The following is a 25,127-nucleotide window of genomic DNA, read 5'->3' as shown; positions in this document are numbered from 1 at the left end:
CTGCGAAATCACACCAATTTTCAGGACTTTCATTTTATTTCTAATAGTTACCTGATAGTTTTCATAGTGGCTTTACAAATTTAACAACTCCGCTTCAGCCGCGGTTCACCTTGTATCTCAGAAACTGCGCGCGCCCCCTTCTCATTTCTCTGAAATCCCGGCACCATGCGCAGATGAGCGACCCCGCGTTTGAATATGCGCCAATCGGACTCGTCGAATTGGAAAGCCGGATCATCCGACGCTGCAATCTGCAGTTTGCGCGCACCTTTGGCGGCGCGGCTGCGGATTATCGCAATATGCCCCTTTTGCACCTCTACCCGTCTGTGGCCGACTGGGAACGGATCGGCGCGCGCAGTCTACAGGTGATGCGCGACACCGGCTATTACACGGACGAGCGCGTCATGCGGCGGCGCAACAGCGACCTGTTCTGGTGCCGGGCACGCGGAAGGTCCCTGACCCCGGACGACCCCTTCCGCCACGGGATCTGGAGCTTTTCGGACATCTCGGAAGAACGCCCCCTTGTTGATCTGACAACCCGTGAACGCGAGGTGGCCATCATGTCCTGCCGCGGCTTGTCCGCAAAGGAAATTGGCGTGGAACTTGGCCTGAGCTATCGCACGATCGAGGCCTACCGCGCCCGCCTTCTGGACAAATTCGGGGCCCGAAAACTGCCTGAACTCGTGGCCAAACTCTCGGGAATGCCGCTGTAACATCCTCTGGCTTTGGAAATCCTGAACAAACCCTTTCATAACAGGCCCAGACTGCGCTTTTCATGGCCGGGCGCATAGCTTATAACGCTGCGTAATCAGACCAAAGCCCGCAGGACACAGACGGGCAAAGGGGAACCGTCGAGGACACTCATGACAGACACCAAACACGAAGCGGATGTGGCGTTCATCAAGGCATTGGCTGAACTGCTGCGCGAAAACGATCTAACCGAGTTGCAGGTCAAACGCGAATATGGCGAAGAAGACAGCCTGAACGTCCGCGTCAGCCGCTTGTCAAAGACCGCGCCCGCTCCGGTTCAGGTGGCTGTTCCGGCCGCAGCCCCGATGGCTGCACCGCTTGCTGCACCAGCCGCCGCCCCGGCAGCCGCAGAAGCCCCCGCCGCGGGTGAGGATCCGGCGAGCCATCCGGGCGCCGTGACTTCGCCCATGGTTGGCTCGGTCTATATGCAGGCCGAGCCTGGCGCACCTGCGTTCATTACGGTCGGCGCAACAGTGTCCGAAGGCGACACGTTGCTGATCGTCGAAGCAATGAAAACCATGAACCACATCCACGCCCCCAAGTCGGGCACCATCAAACGTATTCTGGTGGGTGATGGCGACGCTGTGGAATTCGGCACTCCTTTGGTCATCATCGAGTAAGGCGGGCCCATGTTCGACAAGATCCTGATTGCCAACCGAGGCGAGATCGCCCTGCGCGTCATCCGCGCCGCGCGCGAGATGGGGATAAAGACGGTTGCCGTCCACTCCACCGCCGACAGTGACGCGATGCATGTGCGCATGGCTGACGAATCGGTCTGTATCGGCCCTCCGCCCAGCCCGCAAAGCTATCTGTCCGTACCCGCGATCATCTCGGCCTGTGAAATCACTGGCGCGCAAGCGATCCACCCCGGCTACGGCTTTCTGTCCGAGAATGCCGAGTTTGTGCAGATCGTCGAAGATCACGGCATCACTTTCATCGGCCCCACTGCAGAACACATCCGCGTCATGGGGGACAAGATTACCGCCAAAGACACGATGAAAGAGCTGGGTGTGCCCTGCGTTCCGGGCTCAGATGGCGGCGTGCCTGATCTGGCCTCAGCCAAGAAAATCGGTGAAGAGTTTGGCTATCCCGTCATCATCAAAGCCACGGCCGGTGGCGGCGGACGCGGCATGAAAGTCGCGATGAACGCTGATGAAATGGAAAGCGCCTTCATGACCGCCCGCGCCGAAGGCAAGTCCAACTTTGGCAATGACGAAGTCTATATCGAAAAATACCTGACCACGCCGCGCCATATCGAGATTCAGGTCTTTGGCGACGGCAAAGGCAAGGCGGTCCATCTGGGCGAGCGTGACTGTTCGCTGCAGCGCCGCCACCAGAAGGTCTTTGAAGAGGCCCCCGGCCCCACCATCACTCCGGAAGAGCGCGCCAAAATTGGCAAGGTTTGCGCGGATGCGGTCGCAAAAATCAACTATATCGGCGCAGGCACCATCGAGTTCCTTTATGAGAACGGTGAGTTCTATTTCATCGAGATGAACACCCGCCTACAGGTGGAACACCCGGTGACCGAGGGCATTTTCGGTGTCGATCTAGTGCGTGAACAGATTCTTGTGGCCGCGGGTGAACAGATGTCGTTTGGTCAGGATGACCTACGGATCAACGGCCACTCTATCGAAGTCAGGATCAACGCTGAAAAGTTACCCAACTTCTCGCCCTGCCCGGGCAAGATCACGGCCTTTCACGCGCCGGGCGGTCTGGGTGTGCGAATGGATTCGGCGCTGTATGACGGGTACTCCATCCCACCCTATTACGACTCGCTTATTGGCAAGTTGATCGTGCAAGGCCGCGACCGGGATGAGGCACTTGCTCGATTGAACCGTGCCCTGGGTGAATTGATCGTAGATGGCATCGACACAACCGTTCCCTTGTTCCATGCTTTGCTGCAAGAAGCTGACATCCACAGCGGCGATTACAACATCCACTGGCTGGAGCACTGGCTTGCGGAGAACATGGAACAATAAGCCCTTAAGACCAGAGGGTTCACGCCCTCTGGTCAACGCGCACCCAACATGAGCCTGACCCCTGAACTATTGCTGCACGGCTACTCAATCGGCATCTTCCCGATGGCAGAGCACCGCAATGACCCAGAGCTGTTCTGGGTCGATCCCAAATTTCGGGGCGTTGTGCCTCTGGACGGGTTTCACCTGTCCCGCAGCCTGGCTCGGCGCATTCGAAACTGCGGGTTTTCCGTCACCATCAACCGCGATTTTGACGGCGTCGTCGGGGGTTGTGCGGACCGTTTTGAAACCTGGATAAATGCAGAGCTGCGCGATCTGTATCGAAAAATTCACCGCTCGGGCCACGCGCATTCGCTTGAGGTCTGGGACGGTGATGTCTTGGCCGGCGGTGTTTACGGTGTAACGCTGGGGGCTGCGTTTTTTGGTGAAAGCATGTTCTCTCGCCGGAAGGACGCCTCGAAAATCGCTTTGGCTTACTTGGTAGACCGTTTGCGCCAGACCGGGTTTCAGCTGTTTGACACCCAGTTCCTGACGGCACATTTGGCTACTTTGGGGGCGATCGAAATCCCGCGTGCGCAATACCGACTAGCGCTGGAAGACGCGATCGATGCCAGTGCGGATTTTACCGCGGTGTTGGATCAATCCCCCGAGGGCGTGATACAGCGGATTACCCAGACGTCATAGCGGGCATGATCCAGCGCATTCAGTGCGGGTGACGTGGCGATCATCCACCCATCAAACAATTGCTCTGGCTCACCTTTTTCCCAGATCGTCAGGTAAGCAAAGGCATCCCCCGTCGGGTTGTCAACCGGATACCGGCAATCGCCCAGGGCGACATCCAGACCAAAGATCGCCCCGGTCTGGCCATTCTGCATCTCGACATCAACCGTTTGGCCGTTGACCTTGTCCAGCCCCCGCAGCATTGCGCCGGGACCGGACTGGGCCTTTTGCTGGGCCGCTGCACCCGTCGCGGCCAGCAGCGCTGCCATCAGCGCGAGGTGTTTCATTCGCCGCCGTCCCCGGCCACAAATTTGACCAGCAGCGAAATCAGACTGACCGCACCTTGTGTGTCTTCAACCTGATCTCCGGCCTCAAAGTAGAAGGGCGAACCGCCCGGCATCACTTCAACAAAGTTCCCGCCCAGCAGGCCCTCGGACGAGATTATGATCGCGCTGTCATCTGGCACCAGAATGCCGTCTGAAATTGTAAAGGTGGTATCTGCACGATAGGTATCAGCGTTCAAATTTACGCCGGTTACGGTGCCGATTTTGACGCCGGCCAGCCGCACATCCGTGCCTACGCCAACACCCTCGAGCGAGCGGAAAGACGCGCCCAGCTCGTACCCCGCGCCGCCCTGTGACAGGCCCGTGGATTGGCTGGCGTAAACGCCAAACGCGATGGCGCATGCAAGAACGGCACCGCCGACAAGTACTTCGGTTACATTATGGGTCGACATTGTTTGCCTCGTTTATTCCGGGCTCCAGGCTTCGTAATCCGCACGCTCGACCGGTTCCGGGCGGCGCAAGGATCCCGCTGGCGCATAGGCCAGCGCAGTGCCTGTCAGGTTTTCCTGATGGGGTTTTTCCCAGGATTTATGCTGCATCGGTTTTTCTGTCGGCGGCTCATCCCAAGTCCGGTGCAGCCAGCCATGCCAGTCGGGATCGACCCTGCTGGCCTCGGCCTCGCCGTTGAAAATCACCCAGCGCTTACTGTCATCAGCGTTGCGATAGAACACGTTGCCTTCGTTGTCTTCACCGACTTTGACCCCTTTGCGCGCAGTGTAGAACTGCGTGTTCAAAGTGGCACCGTTCCACCAGGTTACGGCCCGCAATAAACTGTTCAGGATTCCCATCGGCTGCCTCCGGCATTTCTATTCTTGCAGATATGGACCAAAGGCACGCCAAGGTCCAGTGCCACAAGGACCGCACTTCTTATTCCGGCAGCACTGCGGTGACTTCGATCTCGATACGATCTTTGGGTGTTATCAGGTTGCATTCAGTTACCGTCGCTGCAGGCGGATTGGCTCCAAACGCCTCGACCAACAGGGGCCAACATTGCTCGAACTCGCTCATGTCAGGCAAGTAGTAGTTTACCCGGACCACATCAGCGAAACCCGCCCCCGCCTCAACCAGAGCTTTTCCAATCGCATCCAGGGCTGATCTGCACTGACCCACGATATCATCCGGAATGTCATCACCCTGGGCGCAGGTACCGGCGACAAAGACGAACCCATTTGCAACCACGGCCCGGCAATAGCCCACTTTGGCCTCGTATTCGCCGCCTGATGAAATACGTCTGATTGCCATACTACCCCTCACATGAAAATGGCGCGGACAATGCCGCGCCGTGTTCGTGAAACCTATCTGGTCTTAACCTGCCGAAGCAGATTCAGCCGCGTCCGCATAGATGATCAGTGGTTGCGACTCTGATGTAACCGCCTCTTCATTCACAACGACTTCGGTCACGTTTTTCAATCCAGGCAGTTCGAACATCGTGTCCAACAAGATATCTTCGAGGATCGAACGCAAACCACGTGCACCGGTTTTACGTTGGATGGCTTTCTTGGCAATCGCCTTGAGCGCATCGTCGGTAAAGGCCAGCTCAGAATCTTCCAGCTCGAACAGACGCTGGTATTGCTTGACCAAAGCGTTCTTGGGCTTGGTCAGGATTGTAACCAGGGCGTCCTCATCCAAGTCTTCCAGCGTTGCCAGAACCGGCAGACGGCCGACAAATTCCGGGATCAACCCAAATTTTAACAAATCCTCGGGTTCGAGCTCCTTGAAGATCTCACCCACGCCGCGATCGTCGTTGTCACGCACATCGGCCCCAAAACCCATGGCCGAGCCCTTGCCGCGCTGCGCGATGATCTTATCCAGCCCGGCGAATGCACCGCCGCAGATGAACAGGATGTTGGTCGTGTCCACTTGCAGGAATTCCTGCTGCGGATGTTTGCGCCCACCTTGTGGCGGCACGCTGGCCACAGTGCCTTCCATCAGCTTCAGCAGAGCCTGTTGTACGCCCTCGCCCGAAACGTCACGAGTGATCGACGGGTTCTCGGATTTGCGTGTGATCTTGTCGACCTCGTCGATGTAAACGATGCCGCGTTGCGCACGCTCGACATTGTATTCAGAGGACTGCAGCAGCTTGAGGATGATGTTCTCGACATCTTCACCCACATAACCCGCTTCGGTCAGCGTGGTCGCATCTGCCATGGTGAACGGCACATCCAAAATCCGTGCCAAGGTCTGCGCCAGCAAGGTCTTGCCACAACCCGTAGGGCCGATCAGCAGGATGTTGGATTTGGCCAACTCAATATCACCGCCCGCTTTTTGTGCGTGGTTCAGACGTTTGTAGTGGTTGTGAACCGCAACTGACAGCACCCGTTTGGCGGTGGCCTGACCGATGACGTAGTCGTCCAGAACCTCGCAAATGTCTTTGGGCGTCGGCACCCCATCCGAAGATTTCAGGCCACTTGCCTTGGTTTCTTCGCGGATGATGTCCATGCACAACTCAACGCATTCATCACAGATGAAAACGGTAGGTCCGGCAATCAACTTACGCACCTCGTGCTGGCTCTTACCGCAGAAGCTACAGTAGAGCGTGTTCTTGCCATCACCGCCTGAATTCGTCGCCATGTTCTACCTTTCGGGCTTCGTCCCTGCGGCCCCACCGGGCCGCGATTGCCGTCGTCTGCTGCAGCTTAGGCCACCGCCGAGACGGCTACAATCTCAAAATAAGCCCTGCATGCGTGACGCAGGGCTGTGTGATCAGGCGTCCTCGCCATCCATTTTTGCGCGGTTTTCGACGATTTCGTCGATGTGCCCCCAGTCTTTTGCTTCTTCGGGGCTCATGAAATTGTCGCGGTCCAGCGCCTTTTCAACCGACTTTTTCGTCTGGCCTGTATGGCGTACGTAGATGTCATACAAGCGATCCTTCAGCTTTTGCGTTTCCGCCGCGTGGATCATGATATCGCTGGCCTGACCCTGATAGCCACCGCTGGGCTGGTGCACCATGATCCGGCTGTTGGGCAGCGAGAACCGCATTCCCTTTTCACCACCGGCCAGCAAAACCGACCCCATCGAGGCCGCCTGACCAATTACCAATGTTGAACATTTCGGCTTGATATACTGCATTGTATCGTAAATCGACAAACCGCTGGTTACCACGCCGCCGGGCGAATTGATGTAAATCGAGATCTCTTTGTTCGGATTTTCCGCTTCAAGATGCAGCAGCTGGGCGACGATCAGATGACTCATCCCATCGTGGATCGGGCCATTGATGAAAATGATCCGCTCTTTCAGAAGACGCGAGAAAATGTCGTAAGCCCGCTCGCCCCGGCTGGTCTGTTCGACGACCATGGGAACGAGTGTATTCATATAAGTATCAACGGGGTCGAACATTGGAAACCTGCCTGTTTTGCGATGGATCGGGACATTAGCCGAAGAAACGTTACCCAAGTCTTAGTGTTGCCACCGGGGGGCTGCAAGGGGGGCCGGATACTTCGCGTGCTGCTGGACCCATTTGTGGCAGATCGCGACGCGGACACCGCCGTCGGCGTCGGCTTCTGCTACTCCCTAAAAAGGTCTGGTTTCGAATTGTCAGAAGTTCCCCTTTTCACATCACATCATTTTGATCCATGCATATGGTAATACATGTTCAATTTAGGTACCCGATCAGATCGAATAACAGACCAGAAAACGCGCAAACGCGCCCGATTCCGGGCAAACGAGGAATATAACGATGGCATTGCCCCAGCTTTCGCAAGACGCAACACCCGAGCAATTTGACAAAATGGTAGAGAACGCGACGCGTGCGTCCAATTTCCTGAAGGCCATCAGCCACGAGGGCCGTCTGATGATCTTGTGCCATTTGGTGTCCGGGGAAAAGTCCGTGACAGAGTTGGAAGAGTTGCTGTCTGCCCGTCAGGCCGCCGTGTCCCAACAGTTGTCACGCCTGCGTCTGGAAGGTCTGGTGACGCCGCGCCGCGAGGGCAAGGCAATCTACTACCGCCTGGCCGACGATCGCCCCCGCCGCATGCTCGAAGTAGTGTACGAGCTGTTTTGCAGAGATGAAGACAGCTGATTTGAAGGCCGTGGCGCAGTCTTGATAGCTGGCGGCCAACCCAGGAAAGCGGTCGAAATGTTTGAGGTAATTTGGCACGGTATCGACGCTGGTCTGGGGGATAACACGCCATCTGGCCTGCCCGGACCAAAGGATGCTGACCTTTACTGCCACGGCCCTTGTCAGCCCTCAATTCGGCAACTCTAGGCGACGTCGCAAAATACTGGTTCCACGTTCCGAAAACTGCTAGGCAAAAAAAATTGACACAAATGGAGACACCGATGATCCGCGCAACTCTGATTGGACTGGCCCTGTTTACCCTTACCGCCTGCGAGACGGCCAAGGGCGCCGGAAAAGATATCGAAAATGCAGGCGACGCCATTCAGGGCGCAGCAACTGATGTTCAGCAACAGCTCTGATTTGGACTGAATATAGCGCAGCAAAGGCACCAAAACCCAACATATAGTTGAACCCTGCGCATATATGGGATATGGTCGCGGGTACAGGTGCATAGACGCGGTACTGCATTTCTGACACGACGACGGGGTTCTTGTGCACACACAAGAACCCCGTCTCTGTTTTGGCAAGGGGTAGTGGCAGCCCTTTGGAACGCGATTTCTGAAAAAGGAAAAGGCGTCAGGTGCGCAGACGCGGTCTTTGCACGTGCCCTTGCGGACACTCCTGACGCCTTGCCGGTCCAAAACGTCCGAGGGACGTCCCGATCCAGTTGGCTCTGGCTCTGAAAGAACCTCAGCCGCCATGCAGCACCCGAGGGCACCTCACAGCACGCACTGACTTTCTGAGAGCTGGCTACCTGATCCGGATGGTGACACCCAGTTCAGCCAGCCAAACACCGGTAAGCCTTTGCAGATCAGGACAAATCCTAAAATCTCTCCTCATCGCGCCGACCCCCTTGGCCTGTGCGTCCCGCCTTGGGTCCGAAGAACCGTGGCGATAAATTGACTGTTACATCGCCAAGCGCACCGGACAAGAAATTAGCACTGCAGCATGGAAATTAGCCGGGGATAAAAATGTTGATATCCGGCGGGAGAATTTTGTGGACAAGTCCAGAAAACGCGACAGAAGGCAGGCTTAAAGGCGGAAAAGTTGCAATCTCGGGCTTCCGCCAGAATCTACCGGATTTCTGCGGCTGCAAAGTCCCAATCCGCAGAATGAGCCAAATAGAGGGGCGTTGTCGCTACAAACGCGACGAATTGATTAGGCCGGAATCGGGGTCGGGCGACCCTTGATTCACCACTCACGACATACGCTGAAGGACCGTAAAAGCCAGATGACCCGCATCCAGGAACGCCGCAGTCTGGCGCGGGTGCAATCTGGCCCTGTCGCAGGCGATGGTGCCGCCCGACCCGTCCCCTCCCCGAGGAGACATTGAATCCGTTTCTGAGAAGCGCTCTGACCCGACCGGGAATTACCTACTACGCGCTGCAACAAGTCGCAGCCTGTACCCCCTACAAACCGATCGGGCCAGAGACGCTTCAGTTCACCTGACGTTCCAGAACGGTGCTGTAGGTCGTTCCACGACGCAGGCTACGGAAATCTGCATAAATCTTGCCGTCCTGGTAACGGGCATCGATCAGGGCATTCACGCCGATCTCAGGGTTGGCCGAACTTTCGACGATGCTGATCCGGTTGGGATCATCCAGGCTGATGGTGCCGGTGGCATCCAACTTCCGCCAGTCCGAGGTGCCACTCGAGCGCCACTTGCTGGGCCCCCAGAACACGTTGTCCTGTTGCTTTTGGATGTCCAGCACCCATTCGGCTGAGTTGAACCGCGGCGCATCACCGGTTGTGGTGCGGTTCGGCCCCACAGTGGTATAGCTGCCGGTCCAGATGCCACGCAGATCGGGCGTAGTATCGGCCAAAGCGGCGGTTCCAAAGCTGAGGGTCGTGGCCAGAGCGGCTGCTCCGGCAGTCATATATCTGGTCATGGTCTCTCCTCCGTTTTTGTCCGGGCCGTTTCTGGCCTGTTACAAAGATTGGGAGGGAGAGCGCTGGTTACAACTTTCCTAAAAGATTGTTCATAATCGGTTAATCTGACGCTCAGGCCCAGGCCAATGCAGTGCCGATCAGGACAAGACCGATGCCAAATACCTCGCGATGCGAGAAGTTTTCACCAAACAGGAAATACGAGGCTATGGCGATCAGGATTACTTCGGCCCCCAGAATGCCGGTATAGATAATGCCCAACCGTTCCTCGCGCAGCGCGGCCAACTCAAGTGTGGCCCCGGCCAGCAGGGTCGCGACAATCAGCAGGCCCAACCCAAGCCCCGGTATCTTCCACCAGTACTTCATCGAGATCATGGCAACGGAATACAGCCCCGCCGATCCAAGCGCGATGATGGGGATCATGGACATTTGGGCCTCCTGCCAGTGTTTCCGTACCGTCAACAATAGCAGGTGGGCCAAGCGGAGGCTGTGAGGTTGGTCACAGTGGGGTTCGAGCTGGGCAGTCTAGAACGCCGCACAACGTGGCCCAACCCATTGACCTCGCCTAGGGGTCAGCCCGCCATTTTACGGGCCACCAGATACGAGGCCGGGAACGCCGCCACAAACCCTGCGCCCGCAGCGATCAGGATGGGGGTCAGCGTGGTGTAGCCCATGGACAGAACCGCAATGACAGCGGACCCGGCAAGGGTGGAGCCTAGGAAGATATGGACGATCAACATCAGGGGAAGCATGGGGGCCTCATTTCAAGGATTCTACTTTCGCGGATCCTAGGAGTGAGAGCGCATGCGGTCTTTGATCTGGGTCAGAGTGAGGCCCGTCTTGGAAACGGTCCAGTGGCTTGAGAAAGCTTCCCGGAAACCATCCGGGGGATGGTTTCGCTTTCGAACGGTCGGAGCCCTCAGGGCCGAACGGGCGGAGTCTTGCGGCGTCACGGGCAGCGCAACGGATGATCAGCAGAACGGAGGGCAGCGCCGACCCGAGGGGTGGCGCAAACGCGCCGCCCCATGGGGGCAGGTCGGCGCGGCCCAGCGGTATCGGGTTGTGGGTCAGATCACTTTAACTGAGTATTGGCAATCTACTAACAAACGCTTACTCTCTCTTGTCGATTACACGGACTAGGTTTAGCATTCAAACCTCTGCATACATTAACAAAAAAAGTTGAAATGAGGGTCCATTATGATCTCAAAACTGAGCAACAAGTTATGGACGGCAATTCTCGTTATTTTGGGGCTGCTTCTCGTAATATTGTCCGCTGATGAAGTCACAAAATTCGACTTCCTGCATTTTGATGTATCAACAGCCTGCTCAACTCTGGGAACTTTCTTGGTCATCTCGGCGATTGTAAGCTTCTACTTCGAGAACCAGTCGAAACGTAGAATGTTTGAGGAAGTATTCGAAAAAGTTGTAGGAAGTACGAGTGTCTTTCACAGCGGGATTACTGAGTGCATCAGTAACTCACGCGACATTAACTATGCAGAAGATTTTCGAAGGACTCGGAATTTTACTGCATTCTTCTCCTATTCAACGGAAAACATAAAGAAATACCGCGCCGAAATCGAACACATCGCCTCTTCGGGAGGGCAAGTAACTCTAATCTTCCTCAACCCACAATCACCCACAATTGCATGCATGAAGGAACTTGGTTGGCATGAAAGCTCGATACAGGCTGCCTACGAAATTATCGAAGATTGGGAGAAAAGGTACGCAGAAAATAGCAACTTGGAGGTGAAGTTTATCAACGGTATCCCGAGATATTCAGCGATGATTTTTGACCATTGTGTATACGTAGTAGAAAACACCGTTTCCACCGGAAGAACGAATGTACCTGCAACCAAATTCTCTAACAACGGATTCCTGTACGAGTTTTACACAAACGACTTGAAGAGAGCTTACGAAAATGGCTGATCAACCAGACGCAGAAGTGATAATGGCCGTCAAAAAGTATCTGGGCAGCAATAGCAAAGATAGGCTTCTCGAATTGCTCTCAATGAAAAAAGAGAGCGGAAAAACTCTGACTATCGTTCCCGATGAAACCATGCACCGCATTCCCGCCAATTTGATTGAAGGTGAAAAATTTCTGTTTTCCGTGGGCAACATCGACACAACCGATAGCACCACTGTAAAGGCGCATATGGTCGATAAACTCTCAAAACTATTTGAAAAACTGCGCTCAGAAAAGTGGAGCAATATCCGCTTGATCTATTCTGGACACGCAATTTTGCCAGCGTACATCAAACTTATGGTCTATCGGGTCACACATCTTGAAACCGAGGACTTCGCTTACTTTGGAGATGCAGGGTACATTCGTTTGAAGATCGATATTCGCGAAGAGATTTCGTTGCCCGAAAACCTAGCCAGAAATGACCTATAATTCGCTGCTTCACATTGAACAGCGATTTACCATCGCCCTATTAGCCAACTCTTAGCTATCCATCTTCAACGCCGAAATAAACGCTTCCTGCGGGATATCCACCTTTCCGAACTGGCGCATCTTCTTCTTACCCGCTTTCTGCTTGTCCAGCAGTTTGCGTTTCCGCGTGGCGTCGCCTCCGTAACATTTGGCGGTCACGTCCTTGCGCAGCGCCGAGAGGGTCTCGCGGGCGATGACCTTGCCTCCGATGGCGGCCTGGATCGGGATTTTGAACATGTGGCGCGGGATCAGGTCCTTGAGCTTTTCGCACATCGCCCGGCCCCGCATCTCGGCCCGGTCACGGTGAACCATGGTCGACAGCGCGTCGACCGGCTCATCATTCACCAGCACCGACATCTTGACCAGCGCGTCCTCGGTATAGCCGGTCATCTGATAGTCAAACGAGGCATAGCCCTTGGTCACCGATTTCAGGCGGTCGTAGAAGTCAAAGACGACCTCATTCAGCGGCAGGTCATAGACGACCATCGCGCGCGAGCCCGCATAGGTCAGGTCCTGCTGGATGCCGCGGCGGTCCTGACACAGTTTCAGCACGTCGCCCAGGAATTCATCCGGAACAAGGATGGTCGCCTTGATGCGCGGTTCCTCGATATGGTCGACCTTGGAAGGGTCGGGCATGTCGGCGGGGTTGTGCAGCTCGATCATCTCGCCGTCTTTCATGTAGACGTGATAGATCACCGACGGCGCGGTGGTGATCAGTTCGATATCATATTCGCGCTCAATCCGGTCGCGGATGACCTCAAGGTGCAGAAGGCCCAGGAAACCGCAGCGGAAGCCAAAGCCAAGGGCGGCCGAGGTCTCCATTTCAAAGCTGAAGCTGGCGTCGTTGAGCGCCAGTTTGTCGATCGCATCGCGCAGGTCTTCGAATTCGGAACTGTCGACGGGGAAGAGGCCACAGAACACCACCGGCTGCGCGGGTTTGAAGCCGTCCAGCGCCACTTCGGTGCCGTTGCGGTCATTGGTGATGGTGTCGCCGACGCGGGTGTCGCGGACCTGTTTGATCGAGGCGGTGAGGAAACCGATCTCACCGGGGCCGAGGCTGTCGACCATCTCCATCTCGGGGCGGAAGACACCGACGCGGTCGACATGGTGCAGGGTGTTGTTCGACATGAACTTGACCCGCATACCCTTTTTCAGCGTGCCATCCATGATGCGGACCAGAACGATGACGCCGAGATAGGCGTCGTACCAGCTGTCGACCAGCATCGCCTTGAGCGGCGCGTCGAGCGTGCCTTTAGGCGCCGGCAGATGGGTGACGATGGATTCCAGCGTCTCGTGGATGCCCTGCCCGGTCTTGGCGCTGACCTGAATGGCGTCGGTCGCATCGATGCCGATCACATCCTCGATCTGTTCGGCCACGCGGTCACAATCGGACGCGGGCAGATCGATCTTGTTCAGCACCGGTACGATGTCATGATCGGCGTCGATGGCCTGATAGACATTCGCCAGCGTCTGCGCCTCGACCCCTTGGGTGCTATCCACGACCAGCAGCGAGCCCTCAACCGCGCGCATCGACCGCGAGACCTCATAGGCGAAGTCCACATGGCCGGGGGTGTCGATCAGGTTCAGCACGTATTGCTCGCCATTGTCGGCGGTGTAATCGATGCGGACCGTGTTGGCCTTGATAGTGATGCCGCGCTCGCGCTCGATATCCATGCTGTCGAGCAGCTGTTCCTTCATGTCACGATCCTTGACTGTCCCGGTCTCTTGGATGAGCCGGTCAGCAAGGGTGGATTTGCCATGGTCGATATGCGCGACGATGGAGAAATTGCGGATATGAGCGAGGTCTGTCATGGGTTGGGGATATGCGTCGGAAATGAGCTGTGGTCAATGGTTCAAGACGATCTGCGATGACCAAAGCAATCTCATGGCCAATTGCACACAAATCGGCTCTTGAAACATACTTAGATTCACACTTGATGCCAGAGCTCAACTTGTCTTGAAGTGACGCGCCAGTTTATGGCCAATGCGCTCGCTGAAGCTCTCGCATGTTGGATGTGAAACACTGATTATATGAATATTCTGAATCAAACTCCCAATCCCTGATGTCTATGATTGAACGTGCGACGTCGCCTTCAATGCGGTCACTCGACCAATAATCTTCATTGGTTATCAAGCTCTGTAGCGGGCTTCTCGGAGAGTAAGGAGAGGAGAGCAACGCGGCAGCAGTGATGGTACAATCGGGCACTTCATCCGCACAGAAATTGTTGCAAAAGTTACGAATGGGGGTCCAAGCCACTATCTCAGGGCTAAGTTTAGTCGCAGCTTCCCTGACGTCGGAGTCACTAATCAATTCTCTTGGCGAAAATATGCCCCAAGCTAATTCGGAAGACATGAATCGGTCATCTCCGGTATTCAGCCAGGCCAGCGATGCCGAACCTCCATGATTGGAACCGTCCGAACTATATTTCTGCAGGTACAGCGCCCAGTACAAGAAGATGCTGGCTTCTTCTGGCAGTTTGTGGTCGAGGCCTTGCAAAACGTCAACCAAATCTGCCCCTTCACCGCCGTGGAGCATGGATTGCGCTGCAAGCATTGCTGTAATTGGCTCACCAAGTTCGACCAATACTGCGATCGCAGGCGCCTTATTCTCGAACTTAGCAACTTGCAGTAAGGCAAGGGCTAAAGGCTCAGAATTTTGCGCTTCTGTGAGCCATGATTTACCGGACAAACCGCCGGGTTTTCGCAACAGGGCAATACGCTCCTTGCGATCCATTTCGGACGTCACATGCACATGAAAGCTGCTCCGGCTTGCAATGCTCGCCAGTAATATCTGAGCTGCGGCATTCCCCTGTTGCGCCTGTTCAGACAAGCTTTGCAACGCCGCCAAGTCTTCACCATCCGACCACGCCTGCACCGCTTCCATAAACTCCGGCGCGTCTTCGCCCTGCAAAGAAGGCACATCTGACACAACCATTATCGGAGACAAGCAAAGTGCGGCTGACACAAGTAAACTTTTTACAGAAATCAATTCCCCACCCCTTGAGTTGAATGTTCGTATTCGCCTCGATGCGACGGCTGCATCCTTGTCAAATCAACACCGTTTGATTGACCTGTCAAAACAATTGATCCCGCCCCCCGTTTGATTCATACTCCGCCGCAGACCGAGAGGGGCATCAGACCCGTCCGGGCAGGCAAACACGAGGCAAGAGCATGAAACAGTTCCTTTTAATTGCACTTTGCGCCACTTCGATTTCGGCGGTCGCTCCGGCAACGGTCGAGGCGGCGGTGATCAAGCGGGCATGTCTGGCATCGGACAGGTCGGCTGCGACGCGGGCACGCTGCAACTGCATACAGCAGGTGGCCAATCAGGCGCTGACCAACAGCGATCAGAAAACCGTCGCCAAATGGTTCAGCGACCCGCATCAGGCGCAAGAACTGAAGATGTCACAGTCCGCACGTGATGATGCGCTGTGGGATCGCTATCAGAACTTCGGTCAGATGGCGCAAGCTGTTTGTAGCTAACCCCTTTCAATCCTTGACCTGACACTCGCCGCACCGCAAAAAAGGCGCAGCGAAAGGTATGTCTGATGGTGATGAAAGGGCTGACCCTGCGCGGGCTCGAGGTGTTCGAAGCCTTGGCGCGGACAGGATCGGTGGCACAGGCCGCGGATATCACCGGGCTCAGCCAGCCCTCGGTGTCGCAACAATTGCGAAACCTGGAAAAAGCCTTGGGCACCGATCTGGTGGATCACGGGCGCCGTCCAATGCGGCTGACACAAGCCGGGCGCAGCTTTCTGGCCCGAACCGAGGCCGTTCTTGCCGAATTGCAAATCGCCCAGAGCGAGCTGAGCGTGATGGATCTGGGCCATCTTGCTACGCTCTCAATCGGGCTGATCGACGATTTCGACAATGACCTGACCCCTCGGCTTGCCACGCTGCTGGCCGACAGCCTGACCCGGTCGAAATTTAAATTGATCACCCTGTCCAGCCTGGACCTGTTCGCCGAGCTCGAGGCGCAACGCCTGCATATGGTGGTCTCGGCCCATTCCGGAGAAGTACTGGAGGGCGTGGTCGAGTACCCTCTGGTTCAGGACCCGTTCATTCTGGTCACACCCAAGGGCTTCGGTAAGGCCACTCAGGACCTGCCCTTTCTGCGCTATGCCCGCGAACAGCTGATCAGCCGCCAGATCGAAAACCATCTGGCCCGTCAGCAACTGGATTTCGAGGAGCGATTCGAGATCGGTTCGCATCTGGCGCTGATGGCGATGGTGGCACGTGGGCTGGGTTGGGCGATCACGACGCCGCTGGGATACATGCGCGCAACACGGTTCCACGACAGCCTCGAGGTGCACCCTGCCCCGTTTGGCGAATTCGCGCGGACGATTTCCCTATTTACCCGCACCGATTGGTCCGATCAGGTTCCGCAAGAGGTGGCACAAATGATGCGCCGCCTGATGCGCAGTCAGATCATCGATCCGGCATTGATGCAACTGCCTTGGCTGAACGGCCAGTTAAAGGTGATGAGTTAAGTGCGCAGATGCGCGTCCAGACCCTCGACCGCAGCTTCGATCAGATCCAGCGCGCCGTCGAAGTCGCGCGAATAGTACGGGTCAGGCACGTGGTCGGCATCGGTACTGAATGCAAAGTCCGTTAGCAGGCGAACCGGGGTGTCGATGCCCACGGGCCGCATACTCTCGATATCGGCGATATTGTTGGCGTCCATACCGATGATCAGATCGAACCTGTCAAAATCGTCGGCCACAAACTGCCGCGCCCGCAGATCACCTATCACGATCCCGCGGGCCCTAGCCGCATTTTGCATCGGTCCATAGGGCGGATCACCGATATGCCAACCGGATGTCCCGGCGCTGTCGGTGGTGTGTTGCGGTGCGCGGGCGCGAAAGACGCCCTCAGCGGCGGGAGAACGGCAGATATTGCCCAGGCAGACAAACAGGATACGGTGGCTCATGGGTCAAGGTGTAACGTGTGGAGAGGATATGGAAAAGATCGTCATTCTGACAGGGGCTGGGATTTCTGCCGAAAGCGGGCTGGGCACGTTCCGCGACGAAGGTGGTTTGTGGGCACAGCACAGGATCGAAGATGTCGCCACACCCGAAGGCTTTGCCCGCGATCCCGCCCTGGTGCATGGGTTCTATAACGCTCGCCGCGCTCAGGCCGCTAAGGCACAGCCAAATGCAGCGCACAAGGCGCTGGCTCGGTTGCAGCGCCACTGGCCCAGAGAGGTTGTGATCGTCACCCAAAACGTGGACAGCCTGCACGAGGCTGTCAGGGCCGAAAACGTCATTCATATGCACGGCACACTTGCCGGCGCTTTATGCGGCGCCTGCGCCCATCGCTGGACCGCCCCGCCCGAAATGTCCGTGGACGAACCCTGCCCAGCATGCGCGGCCCCTACAGCGAGGCCCGACGTAGTATGGTTTGGCGAGATGCCATATCATATGGACGCCATTTATGATCATCTGAGCGGTGCCGCGATCTTTGCTGCGATTGGTACATCGGGTCAGGTCTACCCCGCCGCCGCCTTCGTGCACGACGCCAGCATGTCAGGCGCGCGAACGGTTGAACTGAATCTCGCCCCCTCGACCGGCATGTCGAGCTTTGACGAGGTCATTCTTGGCCCAGCCACCGAAACTGTCCCGCGCTGGGTAGACGGGTTGCTGGGCCGTCACTAACCAAAGACACACGCCTTTTTTGTCGTTTATACTGAAGGCATGACAATCGCGGAGACCCTAATGACAGACCCCCAACCCCCACACGAAGAAATCCTTGATGACGCCGTGCTGCGCGATCGTGACGCGCTGGGTGATCAGCTGACCAACCTGTGGTGGACTTTCCTGCTGCGCGGGATCCTGGCCGGTTTACTGGGGATCGCGGCTCTGTTTTGGCCGACCAGCAGCATATCCTTGCTGTTGCGTTTGGTCGGGCTGCTGCTCATCTTGGACGGTGGCCTGACATTGCTGGGCTTTGGGCGCCGGGGCTTGATTGGTGGTGTTGGTATCGGGGCTCTTTTGATCGGGCTGGTTCTGCTGGTCTGGCCCGAGGGTGTGGCAAAGCTGACCTTCTTCTTGTTGGGTGCCTGGGCTCTGATTGTAGGCATTGGATCGATAATGGCATGGCGTCAAATGCCCGACCGAAATCCGGATGCGCCGACGGTGCGGAACTCAGGAATTCTGGCCCTGATCATCGGCCTGGCACTAATCTTCTGGCCCGGCACCGGGATGGTAGCGCTGGGCTGGGCCATCGCATTCTCGGCCCTTGCATTTGCTGTGGTTATGTTCTGGCTGACCGCCCGCTTTAAACGCGCGCATGACCGGGTTGCAATGAAGGTTGTAAACCGCTGATTTCCAAGCCGCAACGCAAGCAGGCCGGGCGAAGCCCGGCCTGACGTATGGATGACGGCCGCGAAGGGGCCCGAAAACAGACGTAGATCAGTTCGAATGTGACCCGTGACCACCTGCGTCTTTCCGCTCCAGATCAACCGGAATTTCAACCGCTACCTCACCAGCATTCTCGAACACCAACGTGACAGGGACAGTCGCGCCCTGCTCAAACGGGCCGGTCAGCCCCATGAACATCACATGGTCTCCACCACGTTTCAGCATGTGCATGTCCCCGGCAGGAATGACAAAGCCTTCCTCAACTTCCATCATCTTGGCCACGCCGTTGGCGTCGATCACATGGGTATGAAGCTCGACCCGGGCCGCTGCATCGGATTCGACACTGATCAGGCGATCGTCAGCATCACCAGAGTTCTGAATCATCATGAATGCAGCCCCCGCCTTGGCGGTTTTGCCGGACGACCGGGCATAGGCGTCTTCGATGGTTATTGTATCCTGCGCAAACGCAGCAGTGGTCAGAGTTGCAACTGTAAGGGTAGCAAGCAGTTTGGATGTGAGGGACATAGCACCTCTCCTGTATTCAAGTGTCTGAAAAGTACAAAAAACGGATCAGATCATCACCGGAGGTGCCCGCGCCGGCCTGAACGGAAGCGGCAATGCAATAAGACTGCCTGCCCCACGTAAAGGGGCCGGATGCGTGTGTTCTGGCGCTGTGGGCAATACCGGGTCTGCCAACGCAATCGCGCCCAGCAATGTCAGCGCATAATCGGGGCAGAAATGGGGGGCCTGTGTCGGCTGCCCTTCGGCATCCACGTAAACAACCACTGGCCCGGTACCTGTGCACAGCACCATATGACCCACCGCCCGGTCCATTCCGCGCGACGCGGCCACCCCCTGTCCGGTCAAAACAACCAGCAGAGACAGCACCAATGGCAGAATTCTGTTTAGAACGGGTTTCATCCTGGAGTTGGTATAGGCCGGACATAAAGCGGGCTTCAAGCGCAATCGAAAACGCCTGAAGCCCGGGGTCAGGAGATATGTGTCAACTGTCCAGTTCAGGACGTTTGACGGACCCTTTGGTCAGGCTGGTATGCAACCTGTTAACCTGGCGTTGCATTCGAACGCATGCCCCAAAAGTTTTGCCAAAAAAAGCAGCCAACAGGGAGAGAAAACCAGATGATTTGAAAGACATGAGACTGAACTCCGCCAGATGAATATGAACAAACATATGGCAGTCGAAGCGCAGCGTATGTGAACAATTTCACCTTTGTGGCAAATTTATTTCCGCTCCGGGAACAGTCCGCACACAAAAAGACCCTGCACCAAAGGGTACAGGGTCGAATTCAAATCTGAAAGTAAGGACTTAGGCCGCGGCTTGAGCCTTGGCGATTTCCTTTTTTACTTTCAGTGCGGCAGCGGAAAGTTCGTCGTCCTTGGCTTTTGCCAGGAACGCGTCCAAACCACCGCGATGATCAACCGAGCGCAGGGCAGCCGCCGAGATACGCAGCTTGACGCCACGACCCAGGGTTTCCGACTGCAGGGTGACGTCGTTCAGATTTGGCAGGAACCGACGACGAGTTCTGTTTTTGGCGTGGCTGACATTGTTGCCAGTCATCGGGCCTTTTCCGGTCAGTTCGCAACGGCGCGACATGGTTTCTTCCTTTGTTTCTGGAGGCCAGGCATATCGCCCTCGGCCAAATCACAAGGGGCACAACCCGAAGTCGCGCCCGAAAACTGGTTGGATGCGTTTAGTGGGAATCACCGGAAGGGTCAAGACGGATCAACGGAAATCTTTGTGCGAAAGATGCTGCGCTGAAACGCTGCCGGTCTGGACCTGCAACAAGGGCTTGTTGTTCCTGCGGTGCCGTTCAAGCAGGCGGGCCTGTTGACGCCCCTCCGGAATCAATCTTGCGGGTTCATGCGCGGGCGTATTCTCGGCCAGTTCCGGGAAAATCTCAAAGATCTCGCGCCGCGCCTCTGGCCCCACCGACTTTAACGCCTCGATGCCGGTGAACAGGCTTTCTGTCGGGGCTTTCTCGGCAAAAATCACCTGATGGCGATCAAAAAGCAGGTGAAAATAATCGACCTCTGACACGGAATCGTCGACGTAAATCCCGGGCAGGACGGTCAGCTTGATGGCCGGGATCAGCACCTGAGTTGTACCAAACATCCTCTCGGCGATCCTGGACTGCACCAGCATCCTGTGCTGCCGCGACACAAGAAGGTCGCGCTGCGGCATCCCACTCCCCAACGCGCCGGCCAATATTCGCACTGGCAACAGCCGGGCATTGCCCCCCAGCGCAGTGCGATCAAACCGGCGTCGGCCGATCCAGCGTACGGGTTGCATCCCATGGCTCATGGTTGCGATCAGGTCACCTGCCTGCAAGCTCTGAATAGGGCGTGCTCCGCTTTTCGACAGGATGCTGGTATCCCGGGTAAAACAGGGAACGCCCGAGCCGTTTTCGAATGCCGAATAGGTCACCGTGATACCAGACGGTAAGGTGAACGTCCCGTTGGAGACGGAATATCCAACCCCATCCGAAACCGTGAAGGTACCAAAAATACCGTCGTTCACGACCGTACCCGCTGGCAGGTTCAGCGTATCCGTGCCGCCACCGCCGCGGATATCCTGACCGACCGACGTGCTGCTGAAATTCAGGGTGTCGTTGCCGCCGCCCAGTCGAATGGCCCCGATGGTCGAGCCGCTGATATCCAAAACATCAGCATCTGACCCGCTCGCTACCCGCCCGCCGACGGTGCTGCCGGAGATGGTGATAGTGTCCGTTCCAGCATTACCGACCACATTGCCAATGACAGTGCTGTCGGTGACATTTATGTCGTCATCGCCGCCCCGGCCCCGGATGTTATCGATGGGTGAGCCCTGCGGCGCCCCATTCAGGGTGCCGCTATTGTTTGTGACATCAATGTTGTCGTTGTTATTTGTCCCATTGATATTGGGCATTCGAACAACCCCTGCGTGTCTGCCTTTTCAGCATACCATCAAAAGCAAGGTCGGACAGTCCATGATTTCCGATGACCGAATGACGGGCCGCCACACCGCAGTGTATTTGCCTATCCGGCGACCAGAGTGTCCAACATAGTGTCCGCCGCGGCAGAGGGGCTCAGATTTCCCTTGCGCACTTCTTTGCCCAAGCGTTCCATCTCGGACCGGGCCTGGGATGTTGCGAGGCGGGCCAGCAGCGCAGCGCGGACCTCTTGCTCGAACCAGTATTGCGCCTGTGCCGACCGGTTTGCGTCCCAATAACCACTGTCCCGGCGCGATTGGCTCAGTGATTGCATTTGTCCCCAGGCCTCTTCCAAACCGTGTTCTTCAACGGCCGAGACTGTCATCGCCTTTGGAAACCCTTCCGGATCCTGAGGGCGTTTGCGCAACAGGCGCAGCGCACCGGCATAATCGGCGCAGGTACGCGTGGCGGTGGCTTTCAGATCGCCATCCGCCTTGTTCACCAGAATCATGTCGGCCATTTCCATGATGCCGCGTTTGACACCCTGCAATTCATCGCCACCGGCCGGGGCCAGCAGTAACAGAAACAGGTCCGACATCTCGGACACTACGGTTTCGGATTGCCCGACGCCGACGGTTTCGATCAGCACCACGTCAAACCCGGCGGCCTCACATAGCACAATCGCTTCACGGGTACGGCGGGCGACACCACCCAAATGCGTCTGGCTGGGGGAAGGGCGGATAAACGCGTTTCTGTCGCGACTCAGCCGCTCCATCCGTGTCTTGTCCCCTAGAATGGAACCGCCCGACCTGGCTGAACTGGGATCAACCGCCAGAACCGCAACCCTCAGCCCCTGCGCAGTCAGCATCATGCCAAAGCTCTCAATAAAGGTGGATTTACCCACCCCCGGCGTGCCCGACAGGCCGACACGCAGCGATTGCCGCCCGGATTTGCCGACATGGGCCAGAAGATCGCTCGCTTGCGACCGATGATCAGAACGACCGCTTTCAACCAGCGTAATCGCCCGGGCCAGCGCGCGCCGGTCCCCGTTCAAAATCCTGTCGCCCAGCTCAGCGGTGTTCATGCGCGGCCCCTCATCTGAATTTCGCCCTAGATGAAGGCGCGGTACGGCGTTTGTCCAGACCCAAGCGCGCAAGTGTAAGCCAAAGCGCGTCGGAACTGGACCTCGGTCAGGTCTTGGCGGATAAAGCCTGAATGACTACGCACTTACCCATCGACGACGCCATTCCCGATCTGCTTGCAGCCCTTCGGGGATCGGGCCGGGCCGTTTTGCAGGCTCCACCGGGCGCGGGTAAGACCACGCAGGTGCCTCTGGCGATGCTCGAAGCAGGCCTGTGCGACGGCAAGATCATAATGCTGGAACCCCGACGTCTGGCCGCGCGCGCGGCAGCCGAACGCATGGCCCAGACGCTGGGACAACGCGTTGGCGAAACCGTGGGTTACCGGGTGCGGGGTGAGGCGAAGGTGTCCAAGTCAACCCGGATCGAGGTTGTGACCGAGGGCATCCTGACCCGGATGCTGCAATCCGAACCCGACCTGCCCGGCGTTGGCGCGGTGATTTTCGACGAATTCCACGAACGCTCTTTGAACGCCGATCTGGGTTTGGCGCTTTGTCTTGAGGTCACCGGCGCGCTCCGGGATGATCTGATCCTGTTGGCCATGTCTGCAACGCTGGATGCTGATCCGGTCAGCCGCCTGATGGGCGCGCCTCTGATCACCTCGGAAGGGCGCAGCTTTGCGGTTGAAACCCGCTGGTTGGACCGACCTTTGGGTCCGCAAGCCCGGCGTCTGGACGCGCTGATCGATCTGGTAGTTCAAGCTGAACGAGATACCCAAGGTGGCATGCTGGTGTTCCTGCCTGGTGAGGGTGAGATCCGGCGCGCCGAGGCCGCTTTGTCCAAACGACTGCCTGACCGATGTGCGGTGCGCCCATTGTTCGGCGCGATGCCCTTCGCCGCCCAGCGCGCCGCAATTGCACCGGCTGATACCGGGCGCAAAGTGGTTCTGGCCACGTCGATTGCCGAAACCTCGCTGACCATCCCCGATATTCGCGTTGTCGTAGATATGGGGCAGGCCAGGCGGGCGCGGTTCGATCCGGGTTCGGGCATGTCGCGGCTGGTCACCGAACGGGTCACCCGCGCCGAGGCAACCCAGCGCGCGGGTCGCGCCGGCCGCGTGGCCGAAGGTATATGCTATCGATTGTGGGCCAAGGGCGAAGAAGGCGCATTGGCTGCCTATCCGCCTGCGGAAATCGAGGCCGCGGACCTGACCGGGCTGGCGCTGGAACTGGCGCTTTGGGGGGCCGAGCCCGGTGATCTGGCGTTTCTAACCCCCCCGCCCGAGGGCACGATGGCCGAAGCACGGTCTTTGCTGACGATGCTCGGCGCGTTGGACAGCAATGGCAGAATGACCGACCATGGCCGCGCGCTGGTTGCACTGCCGTTGCATCCGCGTCTGGGTCATATGCTGGTGCAGGCCGGACCAGACGCGGCACCCCTGGCGGCGCTGATGGCCGAGCGTGACCCGCTGAGGGGGGCTCCGGCGGACGTGCTGCTGCGGCTTGAAGCATTGCGCGATCTGCGCAGATTTCAGCAAAACCGGGTGTGGCAGGTGAATACCGGTGCCTTGGACCGGATCAAAGCTGAAACAAAACGCTTACGAAAACAAGGCAAGACCAATGACCTGAGCCCTGCTGCCATGGCCGCCCTCGCCTATCCCGACCGCGTCGGTCAACGCCGCAAGGGCGATGTGCCGCGTTATGTTCTGTCGGGTGGCAAAGGGGTTGTTCTGGACAGCAGCGACACGCTGGCCGCTGCGCCTTTTCTGGTGGTCACGGACACAGACGGAAACCCGCGTGAGGCGCGCGTCAGGATGGCCGCGCACATCTCTGAACACGAAATCCGCGATCTGTTTGCAGATCAGATCAACTGGACCGAGACCTGCAGCTGGTCGAAACGGGACCGGCGCGTTGTGGCCCGGCGTCAGGAAAGGTTCGGAGCGATCACTCTGGAAGACCGCATCTGGAAGGACGTGCCCGAAGATGCCGTTGCGCAGGCCATGTTGGACGGGGTGCGCGATCTGGGCCTGCGGCTGGACGGGGCCGCCGAGCGTCTGGCGGCCCGGGTCGAGCTGGTCCGGGCAGAAGGCGCCGACCTGCCGAATTTCTCGGTGGATGGGTTGACTGAGATGCTGGAGGATTGGCTGCTGCCCATGCTCTCAGGCGTGCGCAACGCAGATGACTGGAAACGCTTTGACCTGCTGCCCGCGCTTCGGGCACGCCTGAACTGGTCCCAGACACAAGAGTTGGACCGCCGTGCACCCGGTGCATTCGTGACCCCGCTGGGCCGCAAGGTGCCGATTGACTATAGTGGCGAGGTGCCCGAAATCTCGGTCCGTTTGCAAGAGATGTTCGGCGTTAGTCGCCATCCGGTCATTGGTGGCGAGGCACTGAAAATTACACTGCTGTCCCCTGCCCAGCGCCCCATCCAGATTACACGCGATTTGCCCGGGTTCTGGGCCGGGTCTTATGCCGACGTTCGCAAAGACATGCGTGCGCAATATCCCAAGCATCCTTGGCCCGAAGATCCGACACAGGCCGATCCGACTCTGCGGGCCAAACGGCGGAATTAACCATCCATTGACCCTTGGTTCAGTATTT

30 protein-coding genes are annotated in these 25,127 nt (G+C 57.3%); 13 read left to right on the top strand and 17 right to left on the bottom strand.

Translation table 11 applies throughout. From position 1 onward, the window contains the following. Nucleotides 1-173: 173 nt before the first annotated feature. The 4 genes from SJY13_RS00550 to aat all read left to right on the top strand — a co-directional run bounded on the left by SJY13_RS00550 (nt 174) and on the right by aat (nt 3,407). Nucleotides 174-710, top strand: a complete 537-nt coding sequence (locus SJY13_RS00550) for a LuxR C-terminal-related transcriptional regulator (protein ID WP_377186358.1) — start codon at nt 174-176, stop codon at nt 708-710. Nucleotides 711-860: 150 nt separating this feature from the next. Then, on the top strand, nt 861-1,367 hold the full coding sequence (accB, locus tag SJY13_RS00545; protein WP_377186355.1) for an acetyl-CoA carboxylase biotin carboxyl carrier protein: 507 nt from the start codon (nt 861-863) through the stop codon (nt 1,365-1,367). Between the two features lie 9 nt (nt 1,368-1,376). Next, entirely contained in the window at nt 1,377-2,726 is a 1,350-nt protein-coding gene (accC, locus tag SJY13_RS00540) for an acetyl-CoA carboxylase biotin carboxylase subunit (protein ID WP_377186352.1), read from the top strand. A gap of 48 nt (nt 2,727-2,774) precedes the next feature. Continuing rightward, entirely contained in the window at nt 2,775-3,407 is a 633-nt protein-coding gene (aat, locus tag SJY13_RS00535) for a leucyl/phenylalanyl-tRNA--protein transferase (RefSeq protein ID WP_377186349.1), read from the top strand. On the opposite strand, the gene SJY13_RS00530 is transcribed toward aat, so the two are convergent. The 6 genes from SJY13_RS00530 to SJY13_RS00505 form a co-directional block, all read right to left on the bottom strand. Continuing rightward, entirely contained in the window at nt 3,362-3,730 is a 369-nt protein-coding gene (locus tag SJY13_RS00530; RefSeq protein WP_377186346.1) for a DUF2155 domain-containing protein, read from the bottom strand. The two genes, aat and SJY13_RS00530, sit on opposite strands and share 46 nt — an antisense overlap. Further along, nucleotides 3,727-4,179, bottom strand: a complete 453-nt coding sequence (gene mlaD / locus SJY13_RS00525) for an outer membrane lipid asymmetry maintenance protein MlaD (RefSeq protein WP_377186343.1) — start codon at nt 4,177-4,179, stop codon at nt 3,727-3,729. Before mlaD ends, SJY13_RS00530 begins: the two co-directional genes overlap by 4 nt. Nucleotides 4,180-4,191: 12 nt before the next feature. After that, a complete protein-coding gene (locus SJY13_RS00520) occupies nt 4,192-4,575 on the bottom strand; it encodes an NADH:ubiquinone oxidoreductase subunit NDUFA12 (protein WP_085824598.1) in 384 nt (127 codons plus the stop codon). A 79-nt stretch (nt 4,576-4,654) separates the two neighbouring features. Beyond that, complete coding sequence (locus tag SJY13_RS00515; RefSeq protein WP_085824597.1) at nt 4,655-5,029, bottom strand: Rid family hydrolase; 375 nt, start codon at nt 5,027-5,029, stop codon at nt 4,655-4,657. 63 nt (nt 5,030-5,092) lie between these two features. Continuing rightward, entirely contained in the window at nt 5,093-6,358 is a 1,266-nt protein-coding gene (gene clpX, locus SJY13_RS00510; protein WP_085824596.1) for an ATP-dependent Clp protease ATP-binding subunit ClpX, read from the bottom strand. 132 nt (nt 6,359-6,490) lie between these two features. Then, nucleotides 6,491-7,123 carry an ATP-dependent Clp protease proteolytic subunit gene (locus SJY13_RS00505; RefSeq protein ID WP_085824595.1) on the bottom strand — a complete coding sequence of 211 codons (633 nt, stop codon included), beginning with the start codon at nt 7,121-7,123 and terminating at the stop codon, nt 6,491-6,493. 340 nt (nt 7,124-7,463) lie between these two features. Here SJY13_RS00505 and SJY13_RS00500 point away from each other — a divergent pair, with 340 nt between their 5' ends. Together SJY13_RS00500 and SJY13_RS00495 are read left to right on the top strand one after the other, a co-directional pair. Then, nucleotides 7,464-7,805, top strand: coding sequence for an ArsR/SmtB family transcription factor (locus SJY13_RS00500; protein ID WP_377186337.1), 342 nt, complete (start codon nt 7,464-7,466; stop codon nt 7,803-7,805). Nucleotides 7,806-8,065: 260 nt separating this feature from the next. Then, nucleotides 8,066-8,203 carry an entericidin A/B family lipoprotein gene (locus SJY13_RS00495; protein WP_085824632.1) on the top strand — a complete coding sequence of 46 codons (138 nt, stop codon included), beginning with the start codon at nt 8,066-8,068 and terminating at the stop codon, nt 8,201-8,203. A gap of 1,077 nt (nt 8,204-9,280) precedes the next feature. Here SJY13_RS00495 and SJY13_RS00490 read toward each other — a convergent pair. The 3 genes from SJY13_RS00490 to SJY13_RS00480 form a co-directional block, all read right to left on the bottom strand. Continuing rightward, nucleotides 9,281-9,733 (bottom strand): hypothetical protein, encoded by a 453-nt coding sequence (locus tag SJY13_RS00490; RefSeq protein WP_200818617.1) that lies wholly within the window; start codon nt 9,731-9,733, stop codon nt 9,281-9,283. 112 nt (nt 9,734-9,845) lie between these two features. Further along, on the bottom strand, nt 9,846-10,160 hold the full coding sequence (locus SJY13_RS00485; RefSeq protein ID WP_377186333.1) for a hypothetical protein: 315 nt from the start codon (nt 10,158-10,160) through the stop codon (nt 9,846-9,848). Nucleotides 10,161-10,303: 143 nt separating this feature from the next. Next, a complete protein-coding gene (locus SJY13_RS00480; protein ID WP_085824593.1) occupies nt 10,304-10,483 on the bottom strand; it encodes a CTP synthetase in 180 nt (59 codons plus the stop codon). A 445-nt stretch (nt 10,484-10,928) separates the two neighbouring features. On the opposite strand from SJY13_RS00480, the gene SJY13_RS00475 reads away from it, so the two are divergent. Then, nucleotides 10,929-11,657 carry a hypothetical protein gene (locus SJY13_RS00475; protein ID WP_377186330.1) on the top strand — a complete coding sequence of 243 codons (729 nt, stop codon included), beginning with the start codon at nt 10,929-10,931 and terminating at the stop codon, nt 11,655-11,657. Beyond that, nucleotides 11,650-12,123, top strand: coding sequence for a hypothetical protein (locus SJY13_RS00470; protein ID WP_377186327.1), 474 nt, complete (start codon nt 11,650-11,652; stop codon nt 12,121-12,123). Before SJY13_RS00475 ends, SJY13_RS00470 begins: the two co-directional genes overlap by 8 nt. Nucleotides 12,124-12,174: 51 nt before the next feature. Here SJY13_RS00470 and lepA read toward each other — a convergent pair whose 3' ends face one another. Further along, nucleotides 12,175-13,974, bottom strand: a complete 1,800-nt coding sequence (gene lepA / locus SJY13_RS00465) for a translation elongation factor 4 (RefSeq protein WP_377186324.1) — start codon at nt 13,972-13,974, stop codon at nt 12,175-12,177. 163 nt (nt 13,975-14,137) lie between these two features. Beyond that, a complete protein-coding gene (locus SJY13_RS00460; protein ID WP_377186321.1) occupies nt 14,138-15,151 on the bottom strand; it encodes a hypothetical protein in 1,014 nt (337 codons plus the stop codon). A 182-nt stretch (nt 15,152-15,333) separates the two neighbouring features. Here SJY13_RS00460 and SJY13_RS00455 point away from each other — a divergent pair, with 182 nt between their 5' ends. Beyond that, nucleotides 15,334-15,645 carry a hypothetical protein gene (locus tag SJY13_RS00455; protein ID WP_377186318.1) on the top strand — a complete coding sequence of 104 codons (312 nt, stop codon included), beginning with the start codon at nt 15,334-15,336 and terminating at the stop codon, nt 15,643-15,645. Nucleotides 15,646-15,710: 65 nt separating this feature from the next. Beyond that, on the top strand, nt 15,711-16,652 hold the full coding sequence (locus SJY13_RS00450; RefSeq protein WP_377186315.1) for a LysR family transcriptional regulator: 942 nt from the start codon (nt 15,711-15,713) through the stop codon (nt 16,650-16,652). Here SJY13_RS00450 and SJY13_RS00445 read toward each other — a convergent pair. Beyond that, nucleotides 16,649-17,092, bottom strand: coding sequence for a low molecular weight protein-tyrosine-phosphatase (locus SJY13_RS00445; protein WP_377186312.1), 444 nt, complete (start codon nt 17,090-17,092; stop codon nt 16,649-16,651). The two genes, SJY13_RS00450 and SJY13_RS00445, sit on opposite strands and share 4 nt — an antisense overlap. 28 nt (nt 17,093-17,120) lie before the next feature. Between SJY13_RS00445 and SJY13_RS00440 the strand changes: the two genes are divergently transcribed. Further along, on the top strand, nt 17,121-17,816 hold the full coding sequence (locus SJY13_RS00440) for an NAD-dependent deacylase (RefSeq protein WP_377186309.1): 696 nt from the start codon (nt 17,121-17,123) through the stop codon (nt 17,814-17,816). A 60-nt stretch (nt 17,817-17,876) separates the two neighbouring features. Beyond that, entirely contained in the window at nt 17,877-18,485 is a 609-nt protein-coding gene (locus SJY13_RS00435) for an HdeD family acid-resistance protein (protein WP_377186306.1), read from the top strand. A gap of 87 nt (nt 18,486-18,572) precedes the next feature. Here SJY13_RS00435 and SJY13_RS00430 read toward each other — a convergent pair whose 3' ends face one another. From SJY13_RS00430 to meaB, 5 genes are all read right to left on the bottom strand, one after another. Then, nucleotides 18,573-19,046 carry a copper chaperone PCu(A)C gene (locus SJY13_RS00430; protein WP_377186303.1) on the bottom strand — a complete coding sequence of 158 codons (474 nt, stop codon included), beginning with the start codon at nt 19,044-19,046 and terminating at the stop codon, nt 18,573-18,575. Between the two features lie 45 nt (nt 19,047-19,091). Further along, nucleotides 19,092-19,442 carry a hypothetical protein gene (locus SJY13_RS00425; protein WP_085824582.1) on the bottom strand — a complete coding sequence of 117 codons (351 nt, stop codon included), beginning with the start codon at nt 19,440-19,442 and terminating at the stop codon, nt 19,092-19,094. 403 nt (nt 19,443-19,845) lie between these two features. After that, nucleotides 19,846-20,133 (bottom strand): 50S ribosomal protein L28, encoded by a 288-nt coding sequence (rpmB, locus tag SJY13_RS00420; RefSeq protein WP_085824580.1) that lies wholly within the window; start codon nt 20,131-20,133, stop codon nt 19,846-19,848. Nucleotides 20,134-20,262: 129 nt separating this feature from the next. Further along, on the bottom strand, nt 20,263-21,444 hold the full coding sequence (locus SJY13_RS00415) for a Hint domain-containing protein (RefSeq protein WP_377186299.1): 1,182 nt from the start codon (nt 21,442-21,444) through the stop codon (nt 20,263-20,265). A gap of 110 nt (nt 21,445-21,554) precedes the next feature. Then, nucleotides 21,555-22,532, bottom strand: a complete 978-nt coding sequence (gene meaB / locus SJY13_RS00410; RefSeq protein WP_377186296.1) for a methylmalonyl Co-A mutase-associated GTPase MeaB — start codon at nt 22,530-22,532, stop codon at nt 21,555-21,557. A 131-nt stretch (nt 22,533-22,663) separates the two neighbouring features. On the opposite strand from meaB, the gene hrpB reads away from it, so the two are divergent. Next, nucleotides 22,664-25,099: an ATP-dependent helicase HrpB gene (gene hrpB, locus SJY13_RS00405; protein ID WP_377186293.1), complete on the top strand. Its 2,436-nt coding sequence runs from the start codon at nt 22,664-22,666 to the stop codon at nt 25,097-25,099. The last annotated feature ends 28 nt before the right edge of the window (nt 25,100-25,127 follow it).

Source organism: Ruegeria meonggei, assembly GCF_042768335.1.
Lineage (GTDB): Bacteria > Pseudomonadota > Alphaproteobacteria > Rhodobacterales > Rhodobacteraceae > Ruegeria > Ruegeria meonggei.
This window is presented reverse-complemented; position numbering and strand designations above follow the sequence as displayed.